Raw genomic sequence first — 24,873 nt, forward strand, 5'->3', positions numbered from 1 at the left:
TTCCCCCTACAGGTTATTTCCCCCTACAGGTTATTTCCCCCTACTGGACTGTTTCAGCTAATTTGGTGCAATAGATTCTCCCGATTCCTCCTCCTCAAACACAGGATAAAGATGTTTCAGCTTGACCCTAGCATCGCTGGTCGTAAACGTCCATATTACTGTAGATGCAGTCTGATTACGTTCTTTTTGCCAGGTTTCTATCTCCCTTTTCAGTTCTTCCTTGCTAGAAATCCTTCTATCTAAACATTGCCTCGATAAGACGCTTAGTTCAGTTTCGGCTACATTTAACCAGCTACCATTACGAGGTGTGTAATAAATTTCCAGTCTTCTAGCTAAACGATGAGCAACGGGTGCTGGAAATGCTTCATAAAGCGAGGCTATGTTATGAGTGTTGAGATTATCACAGACGAGCTTGACTTTTCGAGCCTTTGGATAGTCCACATCCAATAATTGACGAATTTCTTCTGCCCAATCTATTCGGGTTCGACTATCTCGGTTACTCACCCGTCTCCATCCTCGATGGGGGTCAAAAAACATGAACAAGGCTTGAACCCCTTCACGACTATAGTGATAGTCTTCTTTTTTATCTTGTCCAGGTTGCATGGGTATCGGAGGGTAAACTTCTCCAAGTAGTTGCTTTGATGCTTCATCCATCGCGATTAACGGTTCTTCTTCCGATGGCTGAGTGCCATACAGGTCAAGGACAACTTCCATCTGGGCAACAAATCGGGCTAAATCCTGTTCCGGAATACAGTATCTTTGGGTTTTCCAAGGGCGTAATTGGTTTTTTTTAGAGTACGCCACACCGTTGGACTGGAAATCTCGGTGATAATTTGTCTTTGTTTGAGTTCCGAGGTTAATAGTCGGATTGTCCACTCGGCTCGGCCAGATGGTGGCTCCGAACAGCACAGGGCAATGATTTGGGCGGCGGCGGCTCCATCAACTTTTGCCGGAGTGGGGGGAGTTTTTCTCGATTTCCGTTCTAATGCTGGTTTTTCGCCTTTTTGAAGAAATCTTTGACGAATACGTCCCACTGTATTTCTATGAACTTCTAAAGCTTCGCCTATTTCTTCATCTGTCCATTTCCTTTTCGCCTGTTCTCCCTCGTCACACATCAGCAAAATCCGAGCGTGGAGAATTTTTTTAGCTGGTGCATAGCCATTACGACTGATTTGTTCGAGGTTTTCTCTTTGTTCCCCTGTTAGATTGACTTTATCTCGCCGACCTCTTCCCATGATTGATGTCCTCTGCTTGTTCGAGCTATTGCCCTATTTTAGCTGAAACAGTCCACTACATTGGTTTGAATTTATTAAGATTGTTCTCGTCTTGTTCCCAATTTCGCGGATTGTCAAGAATGTATTGCCGGATTTTTTGATAAGAATCTTCATTGCGAATGATATGTTCATAATAATTGCGCTGCCAAACTTTGAGGTGATCGCCACATAAACGATTAATTTTACGACTAGAAATTGATTTGAAATTCTGCACAATAGCCCCCAAAGATTCCGGCATTGTACCGTGAGTATATTGAGAATCGTATTCGGTCTTTTCCAGATCATAATTTTGTATTACTATAATTCCATGAATATGATTGGGCATGACAATAAAAGCATCTAGTTCAATAAATTTAAAATTTAGAGGTAGTCTATACCATACCGCTTCAATAGTATCACCAAGTAAATTCTGCTCCATATTTACTTCAACAATTTCACCAAATAGATACTGCTTCTGATAAGAACAAATTGTTATATAATAAGCTCCATTAAGTCTATAATCATAGCCTTTTAAGCGAATAGATTGTCGATGTTTTTTGGGTTCATTCATGGCGTGGAGGATGGTGGCGGTTAATTCAATTATAAGCGATTCATCGGCAATCATCAAGAGTTGGGGATTGGTGGTAAGATTGTCAGAAAAGCGATCGCACTGAATCAAGGCTGAATAATGAGGGGCTATGATAATAGGTCGTGGTTAGAATTTTTAAAACAGTCTATCAAATCCTCACAACAATCATCGAGTAATCCAAGCACTAAGAAATTCAACCTGATCGATCATTTCTTCGGCTGATTTAGTGGCAATTAGCTGTAAAATCCCTCGCATAACTTCCCCCATTGAATATCTTTGTTGTTGGACTAGAATGATTCCTGCATGATTTCTTTTTTGTTGCAAGAAAAGTGTATGTAAATAATAAAAATCTCTAACATTAGAACTATAAAGACTACACCCCTGAGAAGTTGCCCAGATTAATTGTTCTTCATCAGAGTATCCCCATCTATTAGCTTCTAAAGCAGTAATCACATCAACACCTCTACTTTTCAAAATAAAAGCAAGCGATCGCAATGTAGAATCCTCATCCATATATAAGCTAATTCTACTCATAAGAAGAAGAATAATGTAATGCTTCAATGCGATCTGCTTCGGCGGCTTCGGCTATAATTTCTGCTTCTATTGTTTCTTTGTTAGTATGATAGTAAGTTAGAGCGGCATAAACTTGTGCCAAAGAAAGATGAGGGATTTCATCGGCAATTTCTTCAGGGCTATATCCTAATTTATACCAGATCACTATTCTTCGTACAGTAACAGCAGTTCCCGCGATAATAGGACAACCTCCATGAATTTTGGGATCGCTTTTTATGAAAGTGCCAATATTGATCTCTGTTAACATAACTTTCTTCGATTCAGTTTCAACTAATTAAACTACATAGGATTCTATGCTTTTATCACCATTCTAGCATAGCCCAAGCATTGGTCGGGGTAGGGGATTGAATGGGGAGATTATCAGAATTCTATCACAGGGACGATAGCCGAAAAAAATAATAGTCAATCAAACAATCGTCTGTACTGTGATTTGAATGATTGAATGAGGACTATGATTGTTAGGATTATGATTGAATGAGGACGATGATTGTTAGGGTTATGGCGCGATTATTACAATTATATCCCAGAGATCATAGCCGAGAAAAATCCTAGTTAATCAAATAATCGTGGCTCTTCGGGAATTGTTATGCAAATAATTAACTTAAAATAAAATTCGATGAGAGCGCCTACGCTCAAAAGTAGCTGAAATCCATACAGGGAAGGACTTAAGGCACAAACAGGTTAATACCAAAAGATAGACAATTGAGTTAAGATTTGATATAATAGCCAAAAACGAGATTATTTTACTTATGATACTTGACAAATTTTTGAACCTAAAAGGAACCTGTATTCAAGGCTATCTACACCTAGAAAATATCGGTATAGTTTGCCGAATCGAATCGAAAAATCAAAAAGCAACCTGTCCTCGTTGTGGGTTAGAGAGCGATAAACTCCACCAAAATCATCGACATTTAGTCAAAGATTTACCAATCTCAGGTCAACCAGTATACCTACAAATTAATCGTCGTCAATTTAAGTGCGATAATTGTCAGAGACCCTTTAGCGAAGAGTTAGATTTTGTCGCCAAGAAACGAACCTATACGAAAAGACTAGCCGCAAATATACTCGAACAATTAAAAGAAGGAGATATTTTAAATGTTAGTCGAATAAATGACGTAACGGAAGAAGAGATTCAAAGAATGATAGAGGACATCGCCGAAGAAATTACAGAGCCAGACCTATCGGAATTAAAAAGACTAGGAATTGATGAAATCGCTCTAGTCAAAGGACAAAAAAATTACTGTGCGGTTTTAGTAAATTTAGATACGGGAAAACTAATAGCTATTCTAGAGAAGCGAACACAAGAAGAGTTGAGAGAAACGCTTACGGGCTGGGGAAAAGAGGTGTTAGAGCAAATTGAAGAAGTGAGCATAGACCTTTGGTTGCCTTATAAAAATTTGGTGAAAGAATTGATGCCATCGGCCGAAGTAGTCGCCGATAGATTCCATGTAATGAAACAAATTAATCAAGAGTTAGACGAACAGAGAAGAGCGGAAAAAAGAGCCGTAGAAGCGCAGAAAAATAAAAAACAGAAAGCGGAAAAAGAAGCGAAGCTAGAAGTTTTAAAGCGAAGTAAATATAGCCTGTTAAAAAATGAAGAAGATTTAACGGAACCCCAAAAAATTAAACTAGAAGCTATCAAAGAAAAATTCCCAAATTTGAAAAAGATGCAGGAATTAAAGGAAGAATTAAGAACGATTTATGAAACCTCAAAGAATCCGACAGAGGGACTGCTATCCATCTCGGAATGGTTGGCAAAATCCTCCAGTGTTTTTACCAAGAGTTGTCAAACAATCCGAAACTGGTTTGGAGAAATCATTAGTTATTTTGAGCGAAGGACAACGAATGGGGTGGTCGAGGGAATCAACAATAAACTTAAACTAATAAAACGGAGAGGCTATGGCTTTAGAAACTTTCGGAATTTTTGGGTTAGAAGTATGTTATCTTGGCATCTTGTATGTTGATTTAGCATAAAGGGTAACGAAGAGCCATAATCGTCTGTACTGTGATTTGAATGATTGAATGAGGACTATGATTGTTAGGATTATGGGGCGATTATTACAATAATATCCCAGTGATGATAGCCGAGAAAAATCATAGTTAATCAAATAATCAAAAAAATCATAGTTTAGACGGGATTGGGTGCGTTGTTGATTCATCGGTTAAAATAAGATTAATTTAGAATTAAGGATTGAGTTATGCCGCAACAAACCTGTGAAGCCGTCTTTGAAAATGGCGTTTTACGTCCTCTTAGTAATCTCCAACTCAATGAAGGACAGTGCGTTAAACTCACTATAGCATCCAATTCAATTTCCCAGCTTACTCCCCAAAAATGGTCAGAAACGGGGATAATCGCCCAGTTAACAGCAAATCCGATTAAAATTGAAGATTTCCATCCTCTTACCAGAGAAGAAGCGAATGAACGCTGGTGAATCTCAACCCTTCTTTATTGATTCTAATATTTGGCTGTATCGCTTCATTGTTAATTGTAGCGATCCTAATGCCATCCCTAAGCAACAAATAGCTACAAATATTACGAATCAAGGAAACTTGATAATTAGTACACAAGTTGTCAATGAGGTTTGCTCAAATTTAATCCGCAAAGCAGGGTTTAATAATTTACAGATTCAAAATCTACTTGGTGGTGATTCTGTAGTAGTGATGGCGGCTTAATCCTTTGCCAGGTGTGCATTGTAGTCATGGATAAAATACCAAACAGCCCCAACGTGATTCTCCATTTTTTTAGAGAAAGATAGACTCTCTCTCACCAACCGAGAAATCCTTTGTCGAAAGGTATTATTTAATCTTTCAATAGGATTAGTTTGACCAGTTTCTTTCCCGACTGGTCGATGACGTTTACTGGGAATTACTGTCTTATATGACTCCCAAAAGTCTGTGTAAGCAACTGCACATTGTCGGTAAACACCTGGTAAACTAGCCCAAAGTTTTTTGGCTGATTGACGACTCCTATCTCCGCGCATAGCAACCAATAATTTCCCTTGTATTTCTATCAATTAACCGCCAAATATAGACCTTTATCGTCTTAGAAAAAACAAAAGACCACATTTCATCACATTCTCTAACCAATTTACCTTTTGGTTTGTCCGAAACCTTTATTTGACGGGGGACAGCCGCCAGTTTATTGTTGACATAATTTTGTAACCATGACCAACTTACCCCTGTTACTCTAGCAATTCCTCGTCAGGAAATTCGTTCGAGCAAGAGTTTATCAATTAATTGTTTGGTTTCGTCAGAGACGGTTTTATTAGTGGGATTGATCACCAACTGACGACCACATTCTTTACCTTGACGTTTGGGTTTTCCATTATGAATAGAACCATTCTTGATCGTATGGTGAGAACCACAATTAGGACAGGGGAACGGAGGTGAAGGGGGTACTTTGTTCGGTGCTAGACTGATATTTCAGTAAGCCAGACAGGAGCCAGAAAAAGATATTTATCAGAAAAGTCATGATCAAGCTAGAGGTTTAAAGACTGATTCGAGCCAATTATTTTTATTAATAAATATTTTACACAATTCATACCAGGTAAGCAAGAGAGCTACGCCACTACTACCGAATCATTACCCAGATTTAGCTACCATTGCATTAATTGCTTTAGCCCGGGAAATGAAAGAAGATGAATGGGCGCAACAATTCTTAAATCAAATGGGATTAATTTCAGCCCAACCTTTAAGACAACGAGAGAATACAGCTAAATTTGGAATTGCAGGAATTGGTGCAGAATTAAAAGAAAAAAGTATTGATATTAATAAACCACTCTTTCCTGAACTTAGTTTTGAAGACTTATTAAAAAGAGCATTAAAAAAATATGAGCGAGTGATTATTGCTGTTGATGACTTGGATAAACAAGATCCTGCAACTGTAAAACAATTACTTTTAAATGCTCAAGGAATGCTAAAATCAGGAGCATGGTTTATTTTGACTGGTCATCCTTCGGGTTTAACCAGAGATATTTTAATTAGTGAAAGAGGATTATTTGATTTTGCGATTAAATTAGAACCTCTTGAACAATCTGTTATGTATGAAATGCTGGTTAATTACCTTAACAGTGTACGTTCTCAAGATTGTCAATATTCGGTAAAAGATCCCCAAGCAGTTAAACCTTTTACACCAGATACAGCTAAGATGTTGTGTGAGAGATCTAATGGTGTTCCGCGTTATTTAAATCGTTTAGGTAGCTATATTTTACAGAAAGCATCTGAATTAAATGCCGAAACTATTACACCTCAAATCTTAGAAGAAGGATTTATTTATGCTGACCAACAAATGCGAGGTCTGCCAGGATTAACCCCAGCAGATTTTATGTTGATAGATCTAATTCTAGAAAGGGATAAATTATCAGATGAAAATATTACTTTAGAAGATTTACAAAAGTTGCAAGTTCAAGAATTTAGTGAATTACTTCCAATTATTGACAAATTAGTAGAATTAGATTTAATTAGAAGATTGCCTAATGACCAAGCTATAGAATTTGCCTTAACTCCATTATTATTACCTTCTCAAGAAACGCAAAAATAAATCGCCATATCGTCGGCATCTAAAGCAGCGATCGCACTTGGATTGTCTGCCAATTCAGCGCGAAACTGGGCAATTTCTTCAGGAGTAACTTTAGTTGATTCAATATCCATAGGTTATTCTTATTTACAGACAATACTAATTGTATAGTTTCTATTTTGCTATCTATCGATAGTTTTTCATAGAAAGTGTTAATCTAACTGGTTACTGATAACTGAAAAGGTTCTTAATTCCCTACCATTGTGATAATTGCTGTCATTTAAACCACGACAAAATTAACTAATTTGCCCGGGACAACAATCACTTTTTTGATTTCCTTACCCTCTAAATAACGTTGGGCGATTTCTGATTCCAGGGCGAGGGTTTCTAGGGTGCTTTTATCGGCACTAGCGGGAACTTGTATCGTGCCTCTGGTTTTTCCCAAAATTTGGATGACAAGGGTAATCTCGTCCACAATCAGGGCAGTGGAATCAACTTTTGGCCAGGGTTGCAGGTGAATTGATTGGTTATGACCTAAAGCTTGCCATAATTCTTCGCTAAGATGGGGAGCAAAGAGGGAAAGTAAGATTAATAGGGTTTCGATTCCTTCCCGATAAATGGGGGATGCAAAACACTTATTATCCCCTAAAGCGTTACTGAGTTTCATCAATTCGGAAATGGCGGTATTAAATTGATAATCTCCTTCTAAATCCTCGGAGATTTCTTTAATAGCGGTGTGAATTGCCCGTCTTAAATCCTTGTCAGTTTTCGAGAAAGTTTCTATTTTTTTGACTTGCTTGGGTTTATTTTCAATATATTCGCTGACTAAACGCCACACCCGATTAAGAAAGCGAAATTGTCCTTCTACCCCCGCATCTTCCCACTGTAAATCTTTTTCTGGGGGTGCGGTAAAAAGTATAAACATTCGGGCAGTATCGGCCCCATATTTTTCGAGGACTTTTAGAGGATCAACGCCGTTATATTTCGACTTAGACATTTTTTCAAAGAAGAAAGATAGAACTTCTCCCGTGTCTTTATCGCAATATTTATCCTCTTTATAGATAACATTTTCTGCGGGGACATATTTGCCAGTTTCGGGATTTTTGTAGGTTAATCCCTGTACCATTCCCTGGGTTAATAGACGGTTAAAAGGTTCATCGACATTAACTAAACCTCGGTCTCTTAAAACTTTGGTAAAGAAACGAGAATAGAGTAAATGTAGGATAGCGTGTTCGATTCCTCCGACGTATTGATCCACGGGCATCCAATCATTAACCTTCTCAAATTGAAAGGGTATATCTTCATTTTTAGCATCGGTATAACGGAGGAAATACCAACTAGAATCGATGAAAGTATCCATGGTGTCCGTTTCCCGTTTTGCGGGAGTTCCACAGCGAGGACAATCCACATTTACCCAGTCTTCTAACTTAGCTAAAGGAGAAGCACCTCGACCGCTAAATTCGACATTTTCCGGTAAAGTAACGGGTAAATTATCGATAGGTACTGGCACGGTTCCACAGTTAGGACAGTGGATAACTGGAATCGGACAACCCCAATATCTTTGACGGGAAATTAACCAATCCCGGAGGCGATATTGTATTCTAGCTTTGCCGTAACCTTGGGCAGTGGCATAATCAATAATAGCGGTTTTTCCTTCTTGGGAATTCAGTCCATTAAATTGAGCGGAATTAATCATAATTCCCGCTTCTGTATAAGCATCTTTTAACTCGATTTCGCCACTTTCTGGAGTAATAACTATCTTAATTGGTAGGTTATTTTCCCGAGCGAATTTAAAATCGCGACTGTCGTGAGCCGGGACTCCCATCACTGCCCCCGTCCCGTATTCGTAGAGGACATAATCAGCAATTAAAATCGGAATTTCTTCACCGGTAAAAGGATTAATTGCCAGTCCTCCGGTTTTAATACCGCGTTTGGGTTTATCTTCGGCGGTTCTTTCTAATTCGCTTTCGCTGGCTATCTCTTGAATAAAAGTTTCTACGGCCGATTTTTGTTCGGGAGTGGTAACTTGTAAAGTTAAGGGATGTTCGGGAGCAAGTACCACATAAGTGACTCCATAAACCGTATCGGGACGAGTGGTAAAAACGGCAATTTTTTCTGTGGAGTTAACAAGAGGAAATTCTAAATAAGCACCTACCGATTTACCAATCCAGTTGGCCTGCATGGTTTTAACCCGTTCTGGCCAACCGGTAAGTTTATCTAAATCAGTGAGTAATTGTTCGGCATAATCGGTGATTTTTAGGAACCATTGCCGGAGTAATTTTCTTTCTACTTTAGCACCCGATCGCCAAGATTTTCCTTCACTATCTACCTGTTCATTGGCCAAGACAGTTTGATCGATAGGATCCCAATTCACTGCCGCTTCTTTTTGGTAGGCTAATCCTGATTCAAAAAACTGTAAAAATAGCCATTGGGTCCAACGATAATATTCCGGGGAACAGGTGGCAACTTCTCTTTCCCAATCGATAGATAATCCTAACTGTTGTAATTGCCGTTTCATCTGGGCAATATTTTGATCAGTCCATTTTGCCGGAGGAACTCCCCTTTCAATAGCGGCATTTTCTGCCGGTAATCCGAAAGCATCCCACCCCATGGGATGCAGCACGCGATAACCCTGCATTCTTTTCAGACGGGCAATCACATCGGTGATAGTATAGTTACGAACGTGACCCATGTGCAGGTTGCCTGATGGATAGGGGAACATGGAGAGGGCGTAAAATTTCGGTTTATCGGCGTTTTCTGGGGTTTTGTCCAATCCCATTTGCTGCCAAATCTTCTGCCATTTCTGTTCGATTTCTGCGGGGTTGTACGGCACTGGGGTCTTTTCTCCTGAGTTTTATCTATCCCTCCTATTTTACAGCAGCCGGCTGGGGGCGATTGCCAGTCTTGGGGTTATCTACCCTAGCAAAAACCCTCTGGGTTTTAGTGGTTAATTTGCACGGGGAATATTAAACCTCTTGCATAATTAACTTTTGAGGGTTCAAAAACGTCAAAAATAAGGATTAAATCGCATAAAATCTGTAAATAGACCATTTAACTGATTATTATTCATTCTTAATTCTCCTGACTACTGACTACTGGCTACTGACTCCTAACCCTAACAACAATTTTTGATTTTTACAAGAGGTTAACAGCCGTTCGACTTCACCCAATAGTTACTTGACTGGTATCGACGCTGGTTGCCCCATGGACTTTACTGGCAATTGCCACCATTTTATTTAAAGTCGCCTGATTGGAAACCTTGCCTTTTAGTACAACTTTACCACCAGTTTGAGCGACCCACAATTTGTCTTCATCAGCTAAATCCGGTGTCTCGTCAAAAGCTAAAACTACTCGTTTAGCTAGGCCGCTTTCGTCGTATTTTCCATCTAATCCGACTCTTTCGGGGGGAATACCCGCAGCAGCGGCTTTCCCCGCGATCGCACTAGCGGCATCGGCCGGTTTATCTAAGCCAAAAATTCTTTTTAACCAATCCATTGCTAACACTCCTGATTGAGTTCTAAAACCCCAATTTCTTTAAGAGGGATTTGGTGGAAACGATGTGTCGATCTAATCCTAAACGATCGGGACTGACTCCCACCGCTAAAGCGACTAATTGGGAAAAATGTAACACGGGTAAACCTAAACTTCGACCGATCACTTTTGCCACTTCCGGTTGTCGGGAATCAAGATTAAGATGGCATAAAGGACAAGGGGTGACTAAACAATCGGCCCCCGCTGCCATGGCCTCTAAAATGTGTTTTCCTGCCATTTGGAACGATTGGGTGGTGGCATAACTGGACAGGGGCCAACCACAGCATTGAGTGCGTCCTTGATAATAAATCGGATTTGCTCCCACCACCCGAAAGACATTTTCTAGGGATTCCGGCTGAAAAGGATTATCGTAGGGGAGAGTATCCTGGGCCCGCAGGAGATAACAACCATAAAAACTGGCACAATTTAAGCCTGATAAGGGACGAATCACCTTGGCCGCCAGATTATCTAAGCCATAATCGCCGACAATTGCCCAGAGTAGGTGCTTAACCGTCGTCGTACCTTGGTAGGGGGAACAATGTTCTTTCTGTAAATAATTATTAACTTCCTCAACATAATTGGGATTATTATGCTTTGCTTCCTTCAAGCGCTCATCCACATGACCGATCACTCCTTGACAGGTGCTACAGTGAGTCAACAGGGGTAAATTGAGGGCTTCCGCTAGGGCAATATTGCGCGCATTGACGGCATCTTCCAAGAGTTGCGAATCTTCCTTATAGGTTCCCGAACCACAACAGGCAGCTTTTTTGAGTTCGACTAAATTAATCCCCAAAGCTTCCGTCAGGGCTGCCGTGGATAAATATAGTTCCCGACAGGCACCTTGGGCGACACAACCGGGAAAATAAGCATACTGGAGATTTTTGACTGTCATGGATTCTAGGAAATTACTACTCATTACCTATCTACCATCTTGGCCCCCTTCCCCTCTGTCATCACTAAAGTCATGGAATTTCTTAATAGACAGCCTTTTGTGAGCTGCTCCCAACAAGTGTATGCTAGTTTGCCCCCCGAAATAATATCCAAAAACGAGGAGAGCCATCTCAACAGTATAATGCCTCTCCTTGAGAAAAATTGTTGTTTTGAGGAGTCGATAATGTAAATGGCAATCTGTCCGGTCAAGAGGTGATTTACTGGTAGAATTGAGAGTGCAGCCGAGAAATTACGGCCAGAAACCCTATTTTGTCTGCTTACGCCGCTTGGGGGAGGGTGATAACAGCATCAAAGTCAGCACGGCTAGGGAAAATCGAGAGAACCCGGTCTAGTTGGGTTAATTCAAAGATAATCTTGACTGAAGGTGAAATAGAACAGATATTGAAAGATTTTTCTTGACTTTGAGCCAGACGAAAGGCAGTAACTAAAGCCATTAATCCAGCGCTGTCGAGGAATTCCACCCTACTCATATCCACGAGAAAAGTGATAGAGCGACTCCGGTTAACCAGATTGGTGAGCTGCTCTTGAAATTCTAGGACGTTAGCGGCGGTAATATAGCCGTTTGGCTCAAATAGAGCAATTTCCGGGACTTTTACAGGACTTTTCATGGCTGGGCTTTGAAATTCATAAATGAACCTTTTAACTGGAGATCAGATACCGCTATTATGTCCTAACTTTCTGATTTTGCAACCTTCGTCTTGATATATTTTCCCTCTCCTGAAAAGATTAATCTTTTCTTAATCTTTCCCCTTTAGGAAGGAACCACTTTTAGGTTAACCTGATGGTCCGGGGAGTAAAGAGGAACAGTGATCAAGGCTTATTAGGGCAAATACTAGGGGAAAGTCGTTAGGTTTAAGCTCTAATCCCGAATGACTGATGATGACCCAGCATTATACTGGTATTTTTGCTGAAATAAAGTAAAGCAGGATACAGAAACTAGATTTATTGAACTAGAGTAAGGAAATTGTGGATACCCAGCCGACTATCCGCCAATTAGTGGAACAAGCCCTATATTATCGTCAAATCACGCCAGAAATCGAAAACGGAATTAATGAACTCCTCGCTCGTCTTGGCTACGTTTCCGATGTGGATTACGAGGCCCTAGAGTTACTCATGGATGAAATGGACGAGGGCCGGATTAATCTCGTTCCGCGTCGGTAAATTCAGTGATCAGTGATCAGTGGTGAGTTTTCAGTTCACTGATGGCCTTTCGGTTCGTTTTATGCAATGGACGGGGTTATAAGGGATGAAACCATTATATAGAAAGACATTTAGCGATCACCCGATCGAACCGAACCTAGGCGTTGGGTTTCATGCTTCAACCCAACCTTGTATCTTGAGAAGTAGGCAACCCGTCCCAACCTAGGTAAAAAATACCGCTTTGTAGCTTGGGTGCCTATATTCTGAAAAAGGGCGTGGACATCCAGTTCAACCGAGGTGCTTGACACCGTTGGGTAGCCACCGGAGCCACGCCGTCATCCCGATGAGACAAGCTCGAACAATCGCTGGAGGATTAACCTCGTATTCGCAAGGACGAGTTACCAAAGGGACAAAATAACTTAACCCCAGCATAAACGATGACAGAAGAAAAAACATGGGTAGGGATCGATGTCAGTAAAGAGGTTCTAGATATCTACGTGTTGCCGCAAGGTCTGACCTTGCAACAACCCAACAGCGACGTTGGCGTTCAATCGCTGATTGAACAATTACATCCTCTCTCACCGAGTTTGGTGGTGGTGGAATCGACGGGTGGATTAGAGCGCGCACTCGTATCGGGCTTACAAGCCGCCACAATACCGGTAGCGATCGCCAACCCCCGCAAGGTCAAAGGGTTTGCGACGGCATTGGGGAAAGCAAAAACGGACAAATTGGACGCACAGGTAATCGCTCAATTCGCACGAGCCGTGCAACCCCAACCCCAACCCGTGGTTGCCCCCCAAGCCCAACAATTGAGCGACCTAGTACGACGACGACAGCAGTTGGTGGAGATGCAGGTGGCGGAGAAAAACCGCCTCAGTCGTGCGTCTGAGACGGTGCAACTAGATATCAAAGCCCATATTGAGGAAATCCAACAGCGTATTGAAAGCCTCAACGAGCAGATTCAGTCCCTCGCCCAACAGCAAGCCGATTGGCAACGCAAAAATGAAATCTTACAATCCGTTAAAGGGATCGGCAAAGTTTCATCTGCCCTATGTTTGGCGGAATTACCCGAGATGGGAACACTCTGGCGAAAAACAGATTGCCCGGCTGGTCGGGGTCGCTCCTATCAACCACGATAGTGGCCAGCACAAGGGTAAACGCATGATTTCGGGGGGACGCACCTCGGTTCGCTGTGGCTTGTACATGGCCACATTGGTAGCCATTCGTCATAACCCGGTGATTCGGAAGTTCTACGAACGGTTGTTGACCAATGGCAAGTTGAAAAAGGTGGCCTTAGTTGCCTGTATGAGGAAATTGCTGGTTATCCTCAATGCCATGATTCGTGATAATAAATGCTGGCAAGCACCCGCTTAGTCCAGTTTTCCGAACAATTTCATCGCTGACAAAACGGATGACTGGTGCCGTTACTTTGTCTTGCCTATTTGGGGTACAAAAGATTTTCTTTATTCCCCTTGACTTTTAAGACAATCGCTACGTTCATCTTATATTTAATTCCACCCACCTACTTAGGGTCTGCTGAATAAATCTAAAAACCTTGTTGGATAAGACTTTTGGACTTTTTTCCCCTCAAAAAGTGCCAGCCATTGCGGGGATCGGGGGAAAATTCAGGTACTTTTTCCCTGAAAATTAGGTAGTTGACCACCTCAAAACTGGTAAAACCCCACACCCCACACCCCACACCCCACACCCTGCCACCACCGAAAAGCTTTTTCAGCAAACCCTACTTAGCGATCACCCGATCGAACCAGACCAAGTAACGAAGAACCTCACTGATTACTGTTTACTGTTTACTGATTACTGATGACTGAACAATCCCCCAAAACCCAATTTCCCCAAATTTCCCCAAATTAATATAATTGACTTCAGGCTTTCTCTTAACCTGATTTTTTCCATGATTCCTTTAACTCTTAATCTCTTGCAAGGTTCCGTTACTTTTCGTTTCAGTCCCAGTGCTGCTCTGGATTTGCAAAGGGAAATTAACATTTTACTCGAGCGCCTGAAAGCGATCGCCAGTAATGCCGCTAGTGGGGGTAAACCCCAACCCCAAAAACCGCTGGAATATCAGCACACTGGTGATGTGTTTCTGGAAGTGTTTTGTAATCCCAATATTTATCCGAGTCCTTTTTCGGCTAAAGTTTTGTTAACGGTTCGTGACGATCGCCTACGCTTAACCACAGAAGCAGAATTAACCCGTGTAATCGAGGATTTAGAGCGTTATATCGACCAAAATAGTTAGAATCGGGGGATTTTTGGGGTTTCGACCTTTCCTTGTCGTCCCACCTCTCCCCATCTGATTATTCTTCTCTAGCTTGCCATGTTACCGACCGATTTATTGATTTCCCGTCAAAATGGCGAGACAATTATTCCCAAACGCTTACCGATCGCTCCTGATTATCTGATGATCGCTCAAGAACAAATCACCTGTTTTCAGGAAAGTATCGGTCAAACTAAGGGAGAATTAAGCCAAAAACTCCTAATCTTGGAGGGAGACAGTCCCGATTATAAAATTAAACGGGGATTTGCTCACCTATTAACCAATCATTTTGCCACCTTTGAGATTATTAGTCCCTTAGAACCGCAGGAATTAAGAAAAAGAGTTTTTGAACAAGCGGCTAACTTTGTTCCTATTCCCCAAAATCGATCGCTAATTCTTCAAACAATTGCCCAGCAACTCAGCCAAGAATTAAATCAAGAAATTTTTCCAGTAGCTCTAGAAAAAGGACTCTATGCTGATTTAGCGGAGAATAAAATTCTCACTCAATTTGATGCTCCCACCCCCGAAAACTTAATTCATCGTTTTAACCTCTCGCAAATTCAAGGTATTTTTTATCGGGCCAGTTATTTAATCATCAACGTCCACCGCAACGATCCGGGGGAATATAAATATCTCTTTCGCTATCTAAAACTATTTCGTTTAATGACTTATATCGAAGGGGATGCCGACACGGGATTTACTATTACTATCGATGGTCCCACCAGTTTATTTAAAGCTAACAGTCGTTATGGCATTGAAATCGCTAAATTAATTCCTGCCTTACTCCATGTTACTCACTGGAATCTGAAGGCACAATTACAGTATAAAGATTCCTATACAGGCACTATTAAAAAACAACAGTTCAATTTAGAGGATAACTGTGGTCTGGTGTCCCACTATTCCCCAGGTAAACCCTACGATAGTATGTTAGAGGAATCTTTCGCTAAACGTTGGTTACAGTTAAAAACTGAATGGCAACTAGAAAGGGAAGTGGATTTAGTGCCTTTACCCGGAGGAGTGATGATTCCCGATTTCCGTTTAGTGCATCCCGATGGTCGCGTTTTTCTCCTCGAAATTGTTGGTTATTGGCGACCAGAATACCTACAAAAGAAATTTTTACAGGTTAAATCGGCCCAAGCAAGTAATCTAATTTTAGCCGTATCGGAACGGTTAAATCTAGAAAAAGCTGGAGTTAAATTTCAAAATCTACCCGCTCAGGTTATCTGGTTTAAAGATAAATTATCACCCCAAGCAGTGTTAGAAGTTTTAAGTTAAAGGTTTAGGAAGCTAAAAGCGGAAGTATGGTTTGATACTCCCGCTTTGGTCTAATCACACTAGGTTAACTCTTTCGCTTAAGACCAGACAATGAGTACTACATCATTGAGCAATGGTAGGATTGATGGACACTTTCACCACTTTATTTTTTTCTTCTTCCGCTTTCGGGAGAGTGAGATTGAGAATGCCATCTTTGTATTCAGCAGTCACGTTATTGTTATCAACCCGAACCGGTAGAGGAATAACCCGATGGAATTTACCATAACGGAACTCAGTGCGGGTAAATCCTTCTTCTTCGGTTTTAATTTCCGATTTCCTTTCACCATTAATGGTCAGACTATCGGCTGTTACTTCCAGGTTGAGGTCTTTGGCTTCCATACCGGGTATTTCCAGTTTAAGCTGAACTGCCTCTGGCGTTTCGGTCATTTCCGCCGCCGGGATGAAGGATAACCCCATTTTTTCGCCATTGCCTACATCAGTCGGCACAAGACGGTCAAACAAGCGATTCATTTCTTTCTGTAGGCTTTCTACTTCTCTGAAAGGTTCCCAACGTATAAGTGCCATATAAGTCACCTCCGAAGTTTTCTTGACGCTAGAGATGTTGGTTTATCTCTACACTTTTAGGATAGATAAAAGATTCTCTGACTGGGGTAGGGTTTTCGGTATTGAGTTTTTCCAGATTCCCGTACTATCTCCTATACTAGGGTCTGCTGAAAAAGTTTTTCCTGGTGGCAGGGTGTGGGGTGTGGGGTGTGGGGTGTGGGGTTTTACCCATTTTCACCTGGTCAATTACCTAATTTTCAGGGAAAAAGTACCTGAATTTTCCCCTCAATCACTGCAAGGGTCGGGACTTTTTGAGGTCAAAAAAGTCTAAAAGCCTTATCCAACAAGGTTTTTAGATTTATTCAGCAAACCCTAATTATCTACTGATGAATAATTAAACTTTCTAAACTGGTTTGTAAATCTTGGGTTAATTGGGCTACGGCCGAGCGTCGATCGCTTTTATAATCAGCATAGCGCTCGGATACGGAAATAGGTTTACCAATAGTTATTATCGCTTTTTGTTGACCAATTTGGGGACGAAAAAAGGGATTACCTCCCTTAATTCTTGTCACTAAATCCCAGAGTAATAAAATTGTCTCGGCGAATCTTTCTACGGTGGGTTTTTCTTTGACATAATAACCGGTTACTGACACGAAACTTTCGACAATTCTCATGTGCCACATTTTTAAATTAGCTTCATCGGCCAGGCGATCAGCTAATCCTAATTCAAGGGGAGAAATAGAATGAGTGGGTTTTAATTCTTGGCGATAAATACGTTCCCATCCTGCTTGTTCCAAACGACGACAGCGATCGATTACATTACCATTAGGAGAAACATTAAAATACTTTTCTACGGTTTGTAGGGCCACATCTAATAAATTGGCTAAACGTTTGGCTAGGGTTTCGTTTGGATCATCGCCATTGGCAGGTACTACAGGCAAAGATTGATAGTAGAAATCTCGATAAAAATCCTCCATTAAAGATAATAATCTTTCTCCTAACCGAAAAAGACGCTCGTATAAAACCTTTTCTTTTAGGGATGAATTCGGGGTTGTTTCTAAACCGCTATCGTTTTCTAAATTAGTTAAAATTTGCTCGATTTCTTGCCACACTGGAGTCAGATAAAAATACTGAATACCAATAGGTAAAATAATTACTTCTTGCTGTTGTTTAGCTTTTTTGACATCATCCACACCCCAAAAAGCTAATTGAGAAATACCCGGTTCAATTGCGCTAACAAGCTCATTATGTCCGTTAGTTGCCCCTTCCGGAGCAGCGGCTAAAGGATAATCTCCTTCTAATAATAAATGACGAGCCGAACGCAATCCGATTAAATCGGCTTTTCCCCGTTGAATTGGTGTGCCACCTAACTTAGAATATAACCATCCTACCCTTTCTCCAGCCCATAAAGGAATCCCTCGATCATACATAAAATGAGCGTGAATTGGCTTGTTTAATTTTATTCCTAACTCTTCGGCTTTTTTGGGTACTAATTTCCACAAAAGATAGGCCATACAGTAGGGATCGTTAATACTGGGATGACGGAAAGCAAGCAGTAAACGGACTTTTTTCTCTTGACTTTTTTGATAAAATGTGATTAAAGTTTCTAGATTGGCGGCGGAAATTTCTCTTAAGTTGGTTTGAGTTTGTAACCAAAGAGGTAAAAAGATTTGACATCCCTTTAAAAGCAAGGAATTAAGGTCAGGGGGGATAAATTCGAGGGGAGGTTGCGCGCCCAAAGATAGATTAGACATATAAGTATAAGTAGGGTCTGCTGAAAAAGTTTTTCCTAGGGGCAGGGTGTAGGGTGTGGGGTGTGGGGTGTGGGGTGTGGGGTTTTACCCATTTTCATCGGGTAAATTACCTAATTTTCAGGGAAAAAGTCCAGGGATTTTCCCCCCGACCACTCCCATATCTGGTACTTTTTGATTGACAAAAAGTCTAAAAGTCTTACCCAACAAGGTTTTTAGATTTATTCAGCTAACCCTAAGTAGTCGTGCCAAATAAATTTCCTAGTTGAGACAGTTATCAGTTATCAGTTATCAGTTATCAGTTATCAGTTATCAGTTATCAGTTCACTGTTTACTGTTTACTGTTTACTGTTTAAGGAAGAATCAAAGAAAACTCTGATCAATAATTACCCACTGGTCAAAAGGTAATCACAGCAGCAAACAGGTGTCGAGCTAGATTTCAAATACGCTGGGATTGCAGGCTCCCTCAACCGTGAAAGGAGAAATTAACCGACTTTAAGCGAGGAGGAACACCAGTAGTTTACCTCCTCACCTAAACAAATACAGCTATACTATAGCTCTATCCCCATTTCTCGCAAACGAGCCGCCAGCCGTTGAGAACGCTGTCTTTCCGCTTCCAGAGCTTGCTGAGTAGCATTTAATTGCTCCTGTGCTGCGGCCGCCTGCTCCTGTGCTGCGGCCGCCTGCTCCTGTGCTGCGGCCGCCTGCTCCTGTGCTGCGGCCGCCTGCTCCTGTGCTGCGGCCGCCTGCTCCTGTGCTGCGGCCGCCTGCTCCTGTGCTGCGGCCGCTTGCTCCTGTGCTGCGGCCGCCTGCTCCTGGGCCGCTTCTTCTGGCAAGGGGATTAAATTGCCTTCCGGGTCATAAAATCTCGCCCAAATTGCCGTTTCTCGGTCAATAGTCCCCTCCCAAGTTCCCAACCAATAGCCTAAGGTTTCGCACCATAACCAGCCGCGCTCGTTTCGTTCTAAAGAATGGTAGCGTTGGTCTGCTCCTAAATGCCATCCTTGTAAAGAATTGGCATCAAAAGGATCGTAGATGAAATAATCTGGCGTGCGGAAGGTTCGCTCATAAATGGCTTTTTTTCGCACTTTATCGGTTCTCGCGGTACTAGGAGAGGTTAATTCCACGATAACGTCAGGATAACGTCCCTCTTCTTCCCAAATTACCCAACCCTGTCGCTCTCTGCTGCCATCGACATTGAGGACAGCGAAGAAATCAGGCCCGCGAAAATCGCGATTTTTCGCCTGTTCGCGGCTGAAATAAATAAACATATTGCCACCCGTGTAGAAGTCGTCTCGCTCACCGTAACCTTCCTGTAGGGAGCGAATCAGCACATTCATGGCAATGCGGTGTCGGTTGCTTTCCAAGGGTTCACCATCATCAAAAATTAAGTCTGTGGGGGGTGGGGGGGGTTCCCAGAAGTCCTCGAAATCTTCTTCTATCAGTGCCGGAGAGGTGGCAGTTTCGTCGCTTTTGGCAATCGTCATTTTTTCGGCCTCTCTAGGTGGGAGTATCCATGTTTTTGACTCTCGATCGATTCTATGATAACTTCATTGCCAACTTGATCATCTTTGCTCAAAAATATTGATGAATAAGCAAAAATTTTTTAACTCGCCGCAGTCTTATTAGCAGCGTTTGCGCCGAAGTGCCGGGGCCTGAGATAATCAGATAGCTATTATCTCAAAAACTATCACCATGACGATCGATCCGCAACAACTCATCGAACTAGCTCTCAAATCGGGAGCGGTGGCAGCCGAAGTTTATCAATCTTCCTCCCTTTCCCATCCCGTTTTTTTTGAGGCTAATCGTCTCAAACAGTTAGAAAGTTCCGAATCCGTGGGAACTGCCTTGAGATTATGGCGCGAGGGTTGTCCGGGGTTAGCGGTGGGTTATGGTGATGTGGAACCGGAAATTTTAGTAGAAACGGCGTTAAATTTATCCTATCTCAATGCCCCAGAAGAAATCGAATTTTCGGCACCACGACAGGCAATTTATGACCCGATTGGGCAAGATGTGGCGGTAGAATCTTTAATCGAGATGGGTAATCAAATGATTGGCCATATTCGCCAAGTTTATCCTGAGGTTATTTGTAGTGGTGAATGGGAATGTGAACGGGAAATCACCCGTTTAGTTAATTCTCAGGGTTTATATTGTCAATATACCGATACAGCTTTGAGTTATTATCTGGGGATTGAATGGGTACGGGGGGAGGATTTTCTAGCGGTTTATGATGGAGAATATACTCGCAGTACTCCTCATCCCGAAACGGTAATTAAACAGTTATTGCAGCGACTACAATGGGCAGCCAATAATGTGGATAGTCCCACGGGGAAATTACCAATTTTATTGACCGCTAATGCAGTTACCCTGTTATGGGGTACGGTGGCGATGGCTTTAAATGGGAAACAGATCTTAGAAAAGTCTTCGCCCTGGAGTGATAAAATCGGTCAATTGGTGATGTCAGAAAAGTTGACTTTATCCCAACAACCCCAGCGAGAACCCTATAGTTGTCCCTTTGATGATGAGGGAACTCCCACTAAATTTTTATCTTTAATTGAGGGAGGTAGAGTTAAGGAATTCTATAGCGATCTTACCACGGCAAGATTATTAAAAACTCCTCCGACGGGAAACGGTTTTCGTCCTAGTTTAGGCGTTTATCCTCTGCCAGATTTGGTTAATTTAATCGTTGCACCGGGAGAGGGAACTTTAGAGGATTTAATCTCGCAAATAGACGAAGGCCTAGTTATCGACCAAATTTTAGGTCATGGGGCGGATATTTCGGGCGATTTTTCTGTCAATATCGATCTGGGTTATCGCATAGAAAAGGGCAAAATCACCGGACGAGTTAAAGATACAATGGTGACGGGAAATGTTTATACAGCTTTGCAGAATTTAATCGCTCTGGGGGCCGATAATCAATGGAATGGCTCCTGTTATACTCCCTCGCTAATTGTTGATAGTTTATCGGTGGTGGGGTAAAAATGTGGCGTTGTCAAATTGAAAGATGCTCCTAATCAGCACCGGAACTGAAATCACTAGGTGTAGGGCTAATTCATGAATTAGCCCTACAATAGGCGTTGTCAAATTGAAAGATGCTCCTAATCAGCACCGGAACTGAAATTAACTCCCCCTACTTTTTGGGGTTAATTTTTTTGGGCTTTATTTGACCTGAAAAGAGGGGGGTCGCAGGCTGGCACGGATTCCCATTCTATAAGAAATTATCTGTCAAGTTGCGGGGTTTTGTCAAGCTTTTTGGGAAAAAAATTTAACCGACACTCAAGGGGAGAGAATTGTGGGCAGAGATATTATTTAATCTCCCCTTTGAGTCGGCATTTTTCAGCCCGGGATTAACGCTTTAGTTGCCGAGGCACCAAGGCGATTTAATTGCCGATTAATTTGCCATCCGAGGAGGGTTAAACCCAACCACTGAGTGAAGATTGCTAAAGCGAAAGAGGGAAGTGTAGCGTATTTAGTAGCGGCAATGGGAAGAAAAGTAAAAAACCATAAAAGCGGAGATTGACTGGGATTAACTCTCAAGACAGCAAAACAGAGGAAGGGGAAAATAATCAAAATGCCGATGCTAGTAGCTGCCAGCAAAGCGCGTTTATTTGTGCTGGCTAACATCAATAATTGGGCGATAGCGGCATAGACTAAAATCATGTTCATTGCCAAGAGAAACCCGGCTGCAGTGGCTAGTTTATATTGATCGAGAGGGGCGATAAAAATAGCGGGAAGGATGAATAAAATAGCAATAGCGACGTTAACAGCCATGGCTAGGGTAGAAGGACTTTTTTCGCCAAAGATTAAAGCTTTCCCCAGACTAATGCCCTTTTTTCCTTGCAGATGACGATAGCGCGCCCAATCTTGGAGAGTTTGACGGGGGGGAGTGAGGGCAAAAAGGATTAACAAGCCAAAAATTGCCACAAAAACGCTAAGAATCACAAAATTATCGAAAATATAGCTCGGTTCCAGAGTTTGGAAGACAAAACCTAGGCTAATAGCACTAAAACAGCCCATCATCCAGTAACTTTGGGGTTTACTAATAAGAGTAGCGAGGGGATTATGGAAGCGACGCTGGAGAATTCTGGTTAACCCGTAGGTACAGAGGGCAAAATTGAGCAAAATTAAGCTAATACCCACTATAACCGATTGCCAGAGAGATTGACCGTACCAACGCAGATCGAAGATTTGTGAGATTCCTAGATAACGTACCGCATCGGGGGGGAGAAAGGTAGATTTAACTAGATAGGGGAGGACAAAACTAGGATTAAAGAGAATTAACCAATCAAAGGGGGTACGACCGTTAGGGCCCGATAAAGTAAAAATACTGCTATAAAACACAAAGAATAAGACCGTAGCACTGCCTAACCAGGGTTGAAATCCCCCTAACCATGGCGTGGCTAAAGCGAAACTAAGGGCGGCATGATAGAAAAAGGCACAACTAGCGATCAAAACCGCGTAGAAGGCTAAAATTAACGACAAGGGAATACCTGCTAATAAACCCGCTCCCAAGTGAAAGGGTAAAGCGAGAAGACAGACGAGATAGAGGAGAATGGGAACCCCGAAAATTTTGCCGATAAAAATCGTTCTGGCGGGTTGGGGACTCAGACGGATAAAATTAAGTGTACCCCGGCGTTCTTCCCCGGAAAGATCGGCGATTAATTGATAGGTTCCCACCACCAAAAGAGCGAAAATGCCGGTAATACTCAGAAAAGTGAAGATATCTAACCACCATAACCGGGAGATAATCATCCATTGACCATTTAAGTCTTGGATGCAGTATTTAATCCCACTATGGAGATAATAATCGTTGTTATTGGGGGGATTAGCGGTACAGTAACGACTAAATCCCGCCGCTACTGGCAAGAGATTTTGATAGTATAAATAAACTAATAATTGACCAACTAGGGAGATAATCGAGGCGATCGAGATATTTTTCGGGGTTAATCTTCCTTGCCATTCTCGCATAATTTGCGGGTTGGTTTCCGTAAGGCGATCGATTATTGTCGCTATCATATTTTTGTCCTCTCTACAGCCGTTATCAGGAGCTAATCCTAGATTAACCGCTCAACTAAACTTACTCAAACTTACTTAAAAGCCTGAAAGCTTAGTCATTCGTAGTTCGACTGGCTCACTAACAAGTGGGTCAAGCACTACAGGGTTAAACGGCAAACCCTTTATTCCCTGGTCAATGACATCAGGAATTACTTTTCTAATGATGTTAAATGCCCCATTGACATCGGCATTTAACAACTGATTTGTTCCCATTTTATAAAGTCCCCTAGCTAACCTTTTTCCCTTAAATAATGGTTTTTCTTCACCATATTTAGGTAACTCATCCCTATCTAAAGCACTGGATTGTGAGGTATAGGATTCTTCAGTTATTATGACTTTTATCCCTTTTAATTGAGCTTTATAGGTTAACATTTCTATTAATCTATTATGGGGAATATTGACAAATTGTTGATTATTCCTTTTTCCTAGATTAAGAGATTGTTTCATCCGCTCATTATGCCCAATTATTAACGTCCCTATTTGATGAATAGTACACCAATCTATTACTCTTTTACTGGCTGTGTGTAGATAATTTTCTACTCGACAGTTTCGTTTATGGGTTAGGAATAGCAATCTCTTAGATGAGGGTTGATTATTTCTGGTTTTCAGTTGAGATTGTAAGCGGGAACGTTGTTTGTTGTAGAAGGTGTTAATTGCTTTTAACGGTCTGCCATTTACCAAAAGAGGTGCTACACCTGTTTGATTTGTAGTTACAGCCATTAAGTTATTAACTCCTAAATCTACCCCAGCTATCTCTTGTTTATCTGTGGTCTCCGACCGTCTTTCATAGACTATTTCAATGACATAACAGCTACTTTTGGGGACAATTCTCACCTCAATTATTTCTCTTCGGGAAGTCGGAATCTTTAAGTCGCTCATAGACAAGTGACAAATTCCTTCTTTTAAAGGTTTTTTATAAATTGATTCCTGAGAATATATCAGCAGGTTCCTTCCTTTGGTTTTGTCCTTATACTTAATAATTTTGGGTTTTCCTAAAAATTTTTCAGGGTGTTTTTTCCAAGCTTTAAAAGCGGCAAAATAACTAACCCAAGCTTGCTCCAATCTTCTGATTATCTGCTTGCTCACTTTCGTGGGTAAAGCTAAATAATCTGAGGTTTTAGATACCAGATGATAGAGTTGATTAAAACTCAGTTTTTGGGAGTTTTCAAAGAAATATTGGCGATAATGGTAGTTAGCTAGATTGAACAAATTTTTTGACAAAAAGGCATAATGGTCTATTTCTGACCATAAGGGATGGTTTTGACTGATAATATGACGTTCAACTAGCTTCATATCTTCATTATACCTGATAACCTTCTTAAAATCTATCGGTGGCAAAAGTTACGGCTCTTCTGGTTTCTGTGTGGAAACGAGGTCTATACTGATAGTTTCTTCGACAAAATAGTCCTAAAAGTGTTGCC

24 protein-coding genes and 2 pseudogenes are annotated in these 24,873 nt (G+C 41.5%); 10 read left to right on the plus strand and 16 right to left on the minus strand.

From position 1 onward, the window contains the following. Nucleotides 1-57 precede the first annotated feature (57 nt). The 4 genes from MAE_RS30470 to MAE_RS19740 form a co-directional block, all read right to left on the minus strand. Nucleotides 58-1,235, minus strand: a protein-coding gene (locus MAE_RS30470; RefSeq protein ID WP_125730803.1) for an IS630-like element ISMae25 family transposase whose coding sequence is annotated in 2 segments (ribosomal slippage) — nucleotides 58-794 and nucleotides 794-1,235 — 1,179 coding nt in all. Because the reading frame shifts where the segments join, the coding sequence is not laid out codon by codon here. Between the two features lie 55 nt (nucleotides 1,236-1,290). Beyond that, a complete protein-coding gene (locus tag MAE_RS19730; protein ID WP_012267135.1) occupies nucleotides 1,291-1,824 on the minus strand; it encodes a transposase in 534 nt (177 codons plus the stop codon). Between the two features lie 183 nt (nucleotides 1,825-2,007). Further along, the gene (locus MAE_RS19735; RefSeq protein ID WP_041804232.1) at nucleotides 2,008-2,376 is read right to left on the minus strand and encodes a DUF5615 family PIN-like protein; all 369 of its coding nucleotides are present in this window, start codon (nucleotides 2,374-2,376) and stop codon (nucleotides 2,008-2,010) included. Continuing rightward, nucleotides 2,369-2,662 (minus strand): DUF433 domain-containing protein, encoded by a 294-nt coding sequence (locus MAE_RS19740; RefSeq protein WP_004268292.1) that lies wholly within the window; start codon nucleotides 2,660-2,662, stop codon nucleotides 2,369-2,371. The genes MAE_RS19735 and MAE_RS19740 overlap by 8 nt, the downstream gene beginning before the upstream one ends. A 502-nt stretch (nucleotides 2,663-3,164) precedes the next feature. On the opposite strand from MAE_RS19740, the gene MAE_RS19745 reads away from it, so the two are divergent. The 3 genes from MAE_RS19745 (at nucleotide 3,165) to MAE_RS19755 (ending at nucleotide 5,088) form a co-directional block, all read left to right on the plus strand. Further along, nucleotides 3,165-4,379 carry an ISL3-like element ISMae36 family transposase gene (locus MAE_RS19745; RefSeq protein WP_012266735.1) on the plus strand — a complete coding sequence of 405 codons (1,215 nt, stop codon included), beginning with the start codon at nucleotides 3,165-3,167 and terminating at the stop codon, nucleotides 4,377-4,379. A gap of 234 nt (nucleotides 4,380-4,613) precedes the next feature. After that, the gene (locus MAE_RS19750) at nucleotides 4,614-4,847 is read left to right on the plus strand and encodes an antitoxin family protein (RefSeq protein ID WP_002733787.1); all 234 of its coding nucleotides are present in this window, start codon (nucleotides 4,614-4,616) and stop codon (nucleotides 4,845-4,847) included. Then, nucleotides 4,834-5,088: a hypothetical protein gene (locus tag MAE_RS19755; protein WP_231859654.1), complete on the plus strand. Its 255-nt coding sequence runs from the start codon at nucleotides 4,834-4,836 to the stop codon at nucleotides 5,086-5,088. The genes MAE_RS19750 and MAE_RS19755 overlap by 14 nt, the downstream gene beginning before the upstream one ends. On the opposite strand, the pseudogene MAE_RS30475 reads toward MAE_RS19755, so the two are convergent. Then, nucleotides 5,085-5,835: pseudogene (locus MAE_RS30475) on the minus strand (IS1 family transposase). The gene MAE_RS19755 and the pseudogene MAE_RS30475 overlap by 4 nt on opposite strands. A 208-nt stretch (nucleotides 5,836-6,043) precedes the next feature. On the opposite strand from MAE_RS30475, the gene MAE_RS19770 reads away from it, so the two are divergent. Further along, on the plus strand, nucleotides 6,044-6,955 hold the full coding sequence (locus tag MAE_RS19770; protein ID WP_231859655.1) for an ATP-binding protein: 912 nt from the start codon (nucleotides 6,044-6,046) through the stop codon (nucleotides 6,953-6,955). Here the strand turns inward: MAE_RS19770 and MAE_RS35845 are convergent. The 5 genes from MAE_RS35845 to MAE_RS19790 all read right to left on the minus strand — a co-directional run bounded on the left by MAE_RS35845 (nucleotide 6,937) and on the right by MAE_RS19790 (nucleotide 12,021). Then, nucleotides 6,937-7,065, minus strand: coding sequence for a hypothetical protein (locus MAE_RS35845; protein WP_258012265.1), 129 nt, complete (start codon nucleotides 7,063-7,065; stop codon nucleotides 6,937-6,939). The two genes, MAE_RS19770 and MAE_RS35845, sit on opposite strands and share 19 nt — an antisense overlap. 146 nt (nucleotides 7,066-7,211) lie before the next feature. Next, entirely contained in the window at nucleotides 7,212-9,764 is a 2,553-nt protein-coding gene (gene leuS / locus MAE_RS19775; protein WP_012267139.1) for a leucine--tRNA ligase, read from the minus strand. 329 nt (nucleotides 9,765-10,093) lie between these two features. Further along, nucleotides 10,094-10,426, minus strand: a complete 333-nt coding sequence (locus tag MAE_RS19780; protein WP_012267140.1) for a BON domain-containing protein — start codon at nucleotides 10,424-10,426, stop codon at nucleotides 10,094-10,096. Between the two features lie 22 nt (nucleotides 10,427-10,448). After that, nucleotides 10,449-11,378, minus strand: a complete 930-nt coding sequence (locus MAE_RS19785) for a CoB--CoM heterodisulfide reductase iron-sulfur subunit B family protein (protein WP_050766308.1) — start codon at nucleotides 11,376-11,378, stop codon at nucleotides 10,449-10,451. Nucleotides 11,379-11,670: 292 nt separating this feature from the next. Beyond that, on the minus strand, nucleotides 11,671-12,021 hold the full coding sequence (locus MAE_RS19790; protein WP_012267143.1) for an STAS domain-containing protein: 351 nt from the start codon (nucleotides 12,019-12,021) through the stop codon (nucleotides 11,671-11,673). 358 nt (nucleotides 12,022-12,379) lie between these two features. On the opposite strand from MAE_RS19790, the gene MAE_RS19795 reads away from it, so the two are divergent. Together MAE_RS19795 and MAE_RS19800 are read left to right on the plus strand one after the other, a co-directional pair. Next, nucleotides 12,380-12,574, plus strand: a complete 195-nt coding sequence (locus MAE_RS19795; protein WP_002761266.1) for a hypothetical protein — start codon at nucleotides 12,380-12,382, stop codon at nucleotides 12,572-12,574. A gap of 416 nt (nucleotides 12,575-12,990) precedes the next feature. After that, a pseudogene (locus MAE_RS19800) lies at nucleotides 12,991-13,927 on the plus strand (IS110-like element ISMae40 family transposase). A gap of 172 nt (nucleotides 13,928-14,099) precedes the next feature. On the opposite strand, the gene MAE_RS33515 reads toward MAE_RS19800, so the two are convergent. After that, nucleotides 14,100-14,291 (minus strand): hypothetical protein, encoded by a 192-nt coding sequence (locus MAE_RS33515; protein WP_012266639.1) that lies wholly within the window; start codon nucleotides 14,289-14,291, stop codon nucleotides 14,100-14,102. A 174-nt stretch (nucleotides 14,292-14,465) separates the two neighbouring features. Between MAE_RS33515 and MAE_RS19810 the strand changes: the two genes are divergently transcribed. Beyond that, on the plus strand, nucleotides 14,466-14,810 hold the full coding sequence (locus tag MAE_RS19810) for a hypothetical protein (RefSeq protein ID WP_004162643.1): 345 nt from the start codon (nucleotides 14,466-14,468) through the stop codon (nucleotides 14,808-14,810). 78 nt (nucleotides 14,811-14,888) lie between these two features. After that, on the plus strand, nucleotides 14,889-16,103 hold the full coding sequence (locus MAE_RS19815; RefSeq protein ID WP_012267145.1) for a DUF790 family protein: 1,215 nt from the start codon (nucleotides 14,889-14,891) through the stop codon (nucleotides 16,101-16,103). A gap of 102 nt (nucleotides 16,104-16,205) precedes the next feature. Here the strand turns inward: MAE_RS19815 and MAE_RS19820 are convergent, their stop codons facing one another. Next, nucleotides 16,206-16,667, minus strand: a complete 462-nt coding sequence (locus MAE_RS19820; protein ID WP_002761262.1) for an Hsp20/alpha crystallin family protein — start codon at nucleotides 16,665-16,667, stop codon at nucleotides 16,206-16,208. Between the two features lie 34 nt (nucleotides 16,668-16,701). On the opposite strand from MAE_RS19820, the gene MAE_RS19825 reads away from it, so the two are divergent. Further along, entirely contained in the window at nucleotides 16,702-16,977 is a 276-nt protein-coding gene (locus tag MAE_RS19825) for a hypothetical protein (protein WP_012267146.1), read from the plus strand. A gap of 49 nt (nucleotides 16,978-17,026) precedes the next feature. Here the strand turns inward: MAE_RS19825 and MAE_RS19830 are convergent, their stop codons facing one another. Both MAE_RS19830 and MAE_RS19835 read right to left on the minus strand, forming a co-directional pair. After that, on the minus strand, nucleotides 17,027-18,400 hold the full coding sequence (locus MAE_RS19830) for a 1-acyl-sn-glycerol-3-phosphate acyltransferase (RefSeq protein WP_012267147.1): 1,374 nt from the start codon (nucleotides 18,398-18,400) through the stop codon (nucleotides 17,027-17,029). A 548-nt stretch (nucleotides 18,401-18,948) separates the two neighbouring features. Continuing rightward, a complete protein-coding gene (locus tag MAE_RS19835) occupies nucleotides 18,949-19,884 on the minus strand; it encodes a Uma2 family endonuclease (RefSeq protein ID WP_012267148.1) in 936 nt (311 codons plus the stop codon). Nucleotides 19,885-20,092: 208 nt separating this feature from the next. On the opposite strand from MAE_RS19835, the gene MAE_RS19840 reads away from it, so the two are divergent. Next, nucleotides 20,093-21,376: a TldD/PmbA family protein gene (locus tag MAE_RS19840; RefSeq protein WP_012267149.1), complete on the plus strand. Its 1,284-nt coding sequence runs from the start codon at nucleotides 20,093-20,095 to the stop codon at nucleotides 21,374-21,376. A 357-nt stretch (nucleotides 21,377-21,733) separates the two neighbouring features. Here the strand turns inward: MAE_RS19840 and MAE_RS19845 are convergent, their stop codons facing one another. Together MAE_RS19845 and MAE_RS19850 are read right to left on the minus strand one after the other, a co-directional pair. Next, complete coding sequence (locus tag MAE_RS19845; protein WP_012267150.1) at nucleotides 21,734-23,413, minus strand: hypothetical protein; 1,680 nt, start codon at nucleotides 23,411-23,413, stop codon at nucleotides 21,734-21,736. A gap of 75 nt (nucleotides 23,414-23,488) precedes the next feature. Continuing rightward, a complete protein-coding gene (locus MAE_RS19850; RefSeq protein ID WP_012267151.1) occupies nucleotides 23,489-24,745 on the minus strand; it encodes an RNA-guided endonuclease InsQ/TnpB family protein in 1,257 nt (418 codons plus the stop codon). Nucleotides 24,746-24,873 lie beyond the last annotated feature (128 nt).

Source organism: Microcystis aeruginosa NIES-843 (assembly GCF_000010625.1).
GTDB classification, from domain to species: Bacteria; Cyanobacteriota; Cyanobacteriia; order Cyanobacteriales; family Microcystaceae; genus Microcystis; species Microcystis aeruginosa.

Coding starts and splice junctions, on each gene's coding strand:
- MAE_RS19730 (WP_012267135.1), bottom strand. CDS start 1,824: ATGAATGAACCCAAAAAACATCGACAATCTATTCGCTTAAAAGGCTAT.
- MAE_RS19735 (WP_041804232.1), bottom strand. CDS start 2,376: ATGAGTAGAATTAGCTTATATATGGATGAGGATTCTACATTGCGATCG.
- MAE_RS19740 (WP_004268292.1), bottom strand. CDS start 2,662: ATGTTAACAGAGATCAATATTGGCACTTTCATAAAAAGCGATCCCAAA.
- MAE_RS19745 (WP_012266735.1), top strand. CDS start 3,165: ATGATACTTGACAAATTTTTGAACCTAAAAGGAACCTGTATTCAAGGC.
- MAE_RS19750 (WP_002733787.1), top strand. CDS start 4,614: ATGCCGCAACAAACCTGTGAAGCCGTCTTTGAAAATGGCGTTTTACGT.
- MAE_RS19755 (WP_231859654.1), top strand. CDS start 4,834: ATGAACGCTGGTGAATCTCAACCCTTCTTTATTGATTCTAATATTTGG.
- MAE_RS19770 (WP_231859655.1), top strand. CDS start 6,044: ATGAAAGAAGATGAATGGGCGCAACAATTCTTAAATCAAATGGGATTA.
- MAE_RS35845 (WP_258012265.1), bottom strand. CDS start 7,065: ATGGATATTGAATCAACTAAAGTTACTCCTGAAGAAATTGCCCAGTTT.
- MAE_RS19780 (WP_012267140.1), bottom strand. CDS start 10,426: ATGGATTGGTTAAAAAGAATTTTTGGCTTAGATAAACCGGCCGATGCC.
- MAE_RS19785 (WP_050766308.1), bottom strand. CDS start 11,378: ATGAGTAGTAATTTCCTAGAATCCATGACAGTCAAAAATCTCCAGTAT.
- MAE_RS19790 (WP_012267143.1), bottom strand. CDS start 12,021: ATGAAAAGTCCTGTAAAAGTCCCGGAAATTGCTCTATTTGAGCCAAAC.
- MAE_RS19810 (WP_004162643.1), top strand. CDS start 14,466: ATGATTCCTTTAACTCTTAATCTCTTGCAAGGTTCCGTTACTTTTCGT.
- MAE_RS19815 (WP_012267145.1), top strand. CDS start 14,889: ATGTTACCGACCGATTTATTGATTTCCCGTCAAAATGGCGAGACAATT.
- MAE_RS19820 (WP_002761262.1), bottom strand. CDS start 16,667: ATGGCACTTATACGTTGGGAACCTTTCAGAGAAGTAGAAAGCCTACAG.
- MAE_RS19825 (WP_012267146.1), top strand. CDS start 16,702: ATGTTGGTTTATCTCTACACTTTTAGGATAGATAAAAGATTCTCTGAC.
- MAE_RS19830 (WP_012267147.1), bottom strand. CDS start 18,400: ATGTCTAATCTATCTTTGGGCGCGCAACCTCCCCTCGAATTTATCCCC.
- MAE_RS19835 (WP_012267148.1), bottom strand. CDS start 19,884: ATGACGATTGCCAAAAGCGACGAAACTGCCACCTCTCCGGCACTGATA.
- MAE_RS19840 (WP_012267149.1), top strand. CDS start 20,093: ATGACGATCGATCCGCAACAACTCATCGAACTAGCTCTCAAATCGGGA.
- MAE_RS19845 (WP_012267150.1), bottom strand. CDS start 23,413: ATGATAGCGACAATAATCGATCGCCTTACGGAAACCAACCCGCAAATT.
- MAE_RS19850 (WP_012267151.1), bottom strand. CDS start 24,745: ATGAAGCTAGTTGAACGTCATATTATCAGTCAAAACCATCCCTTATGG.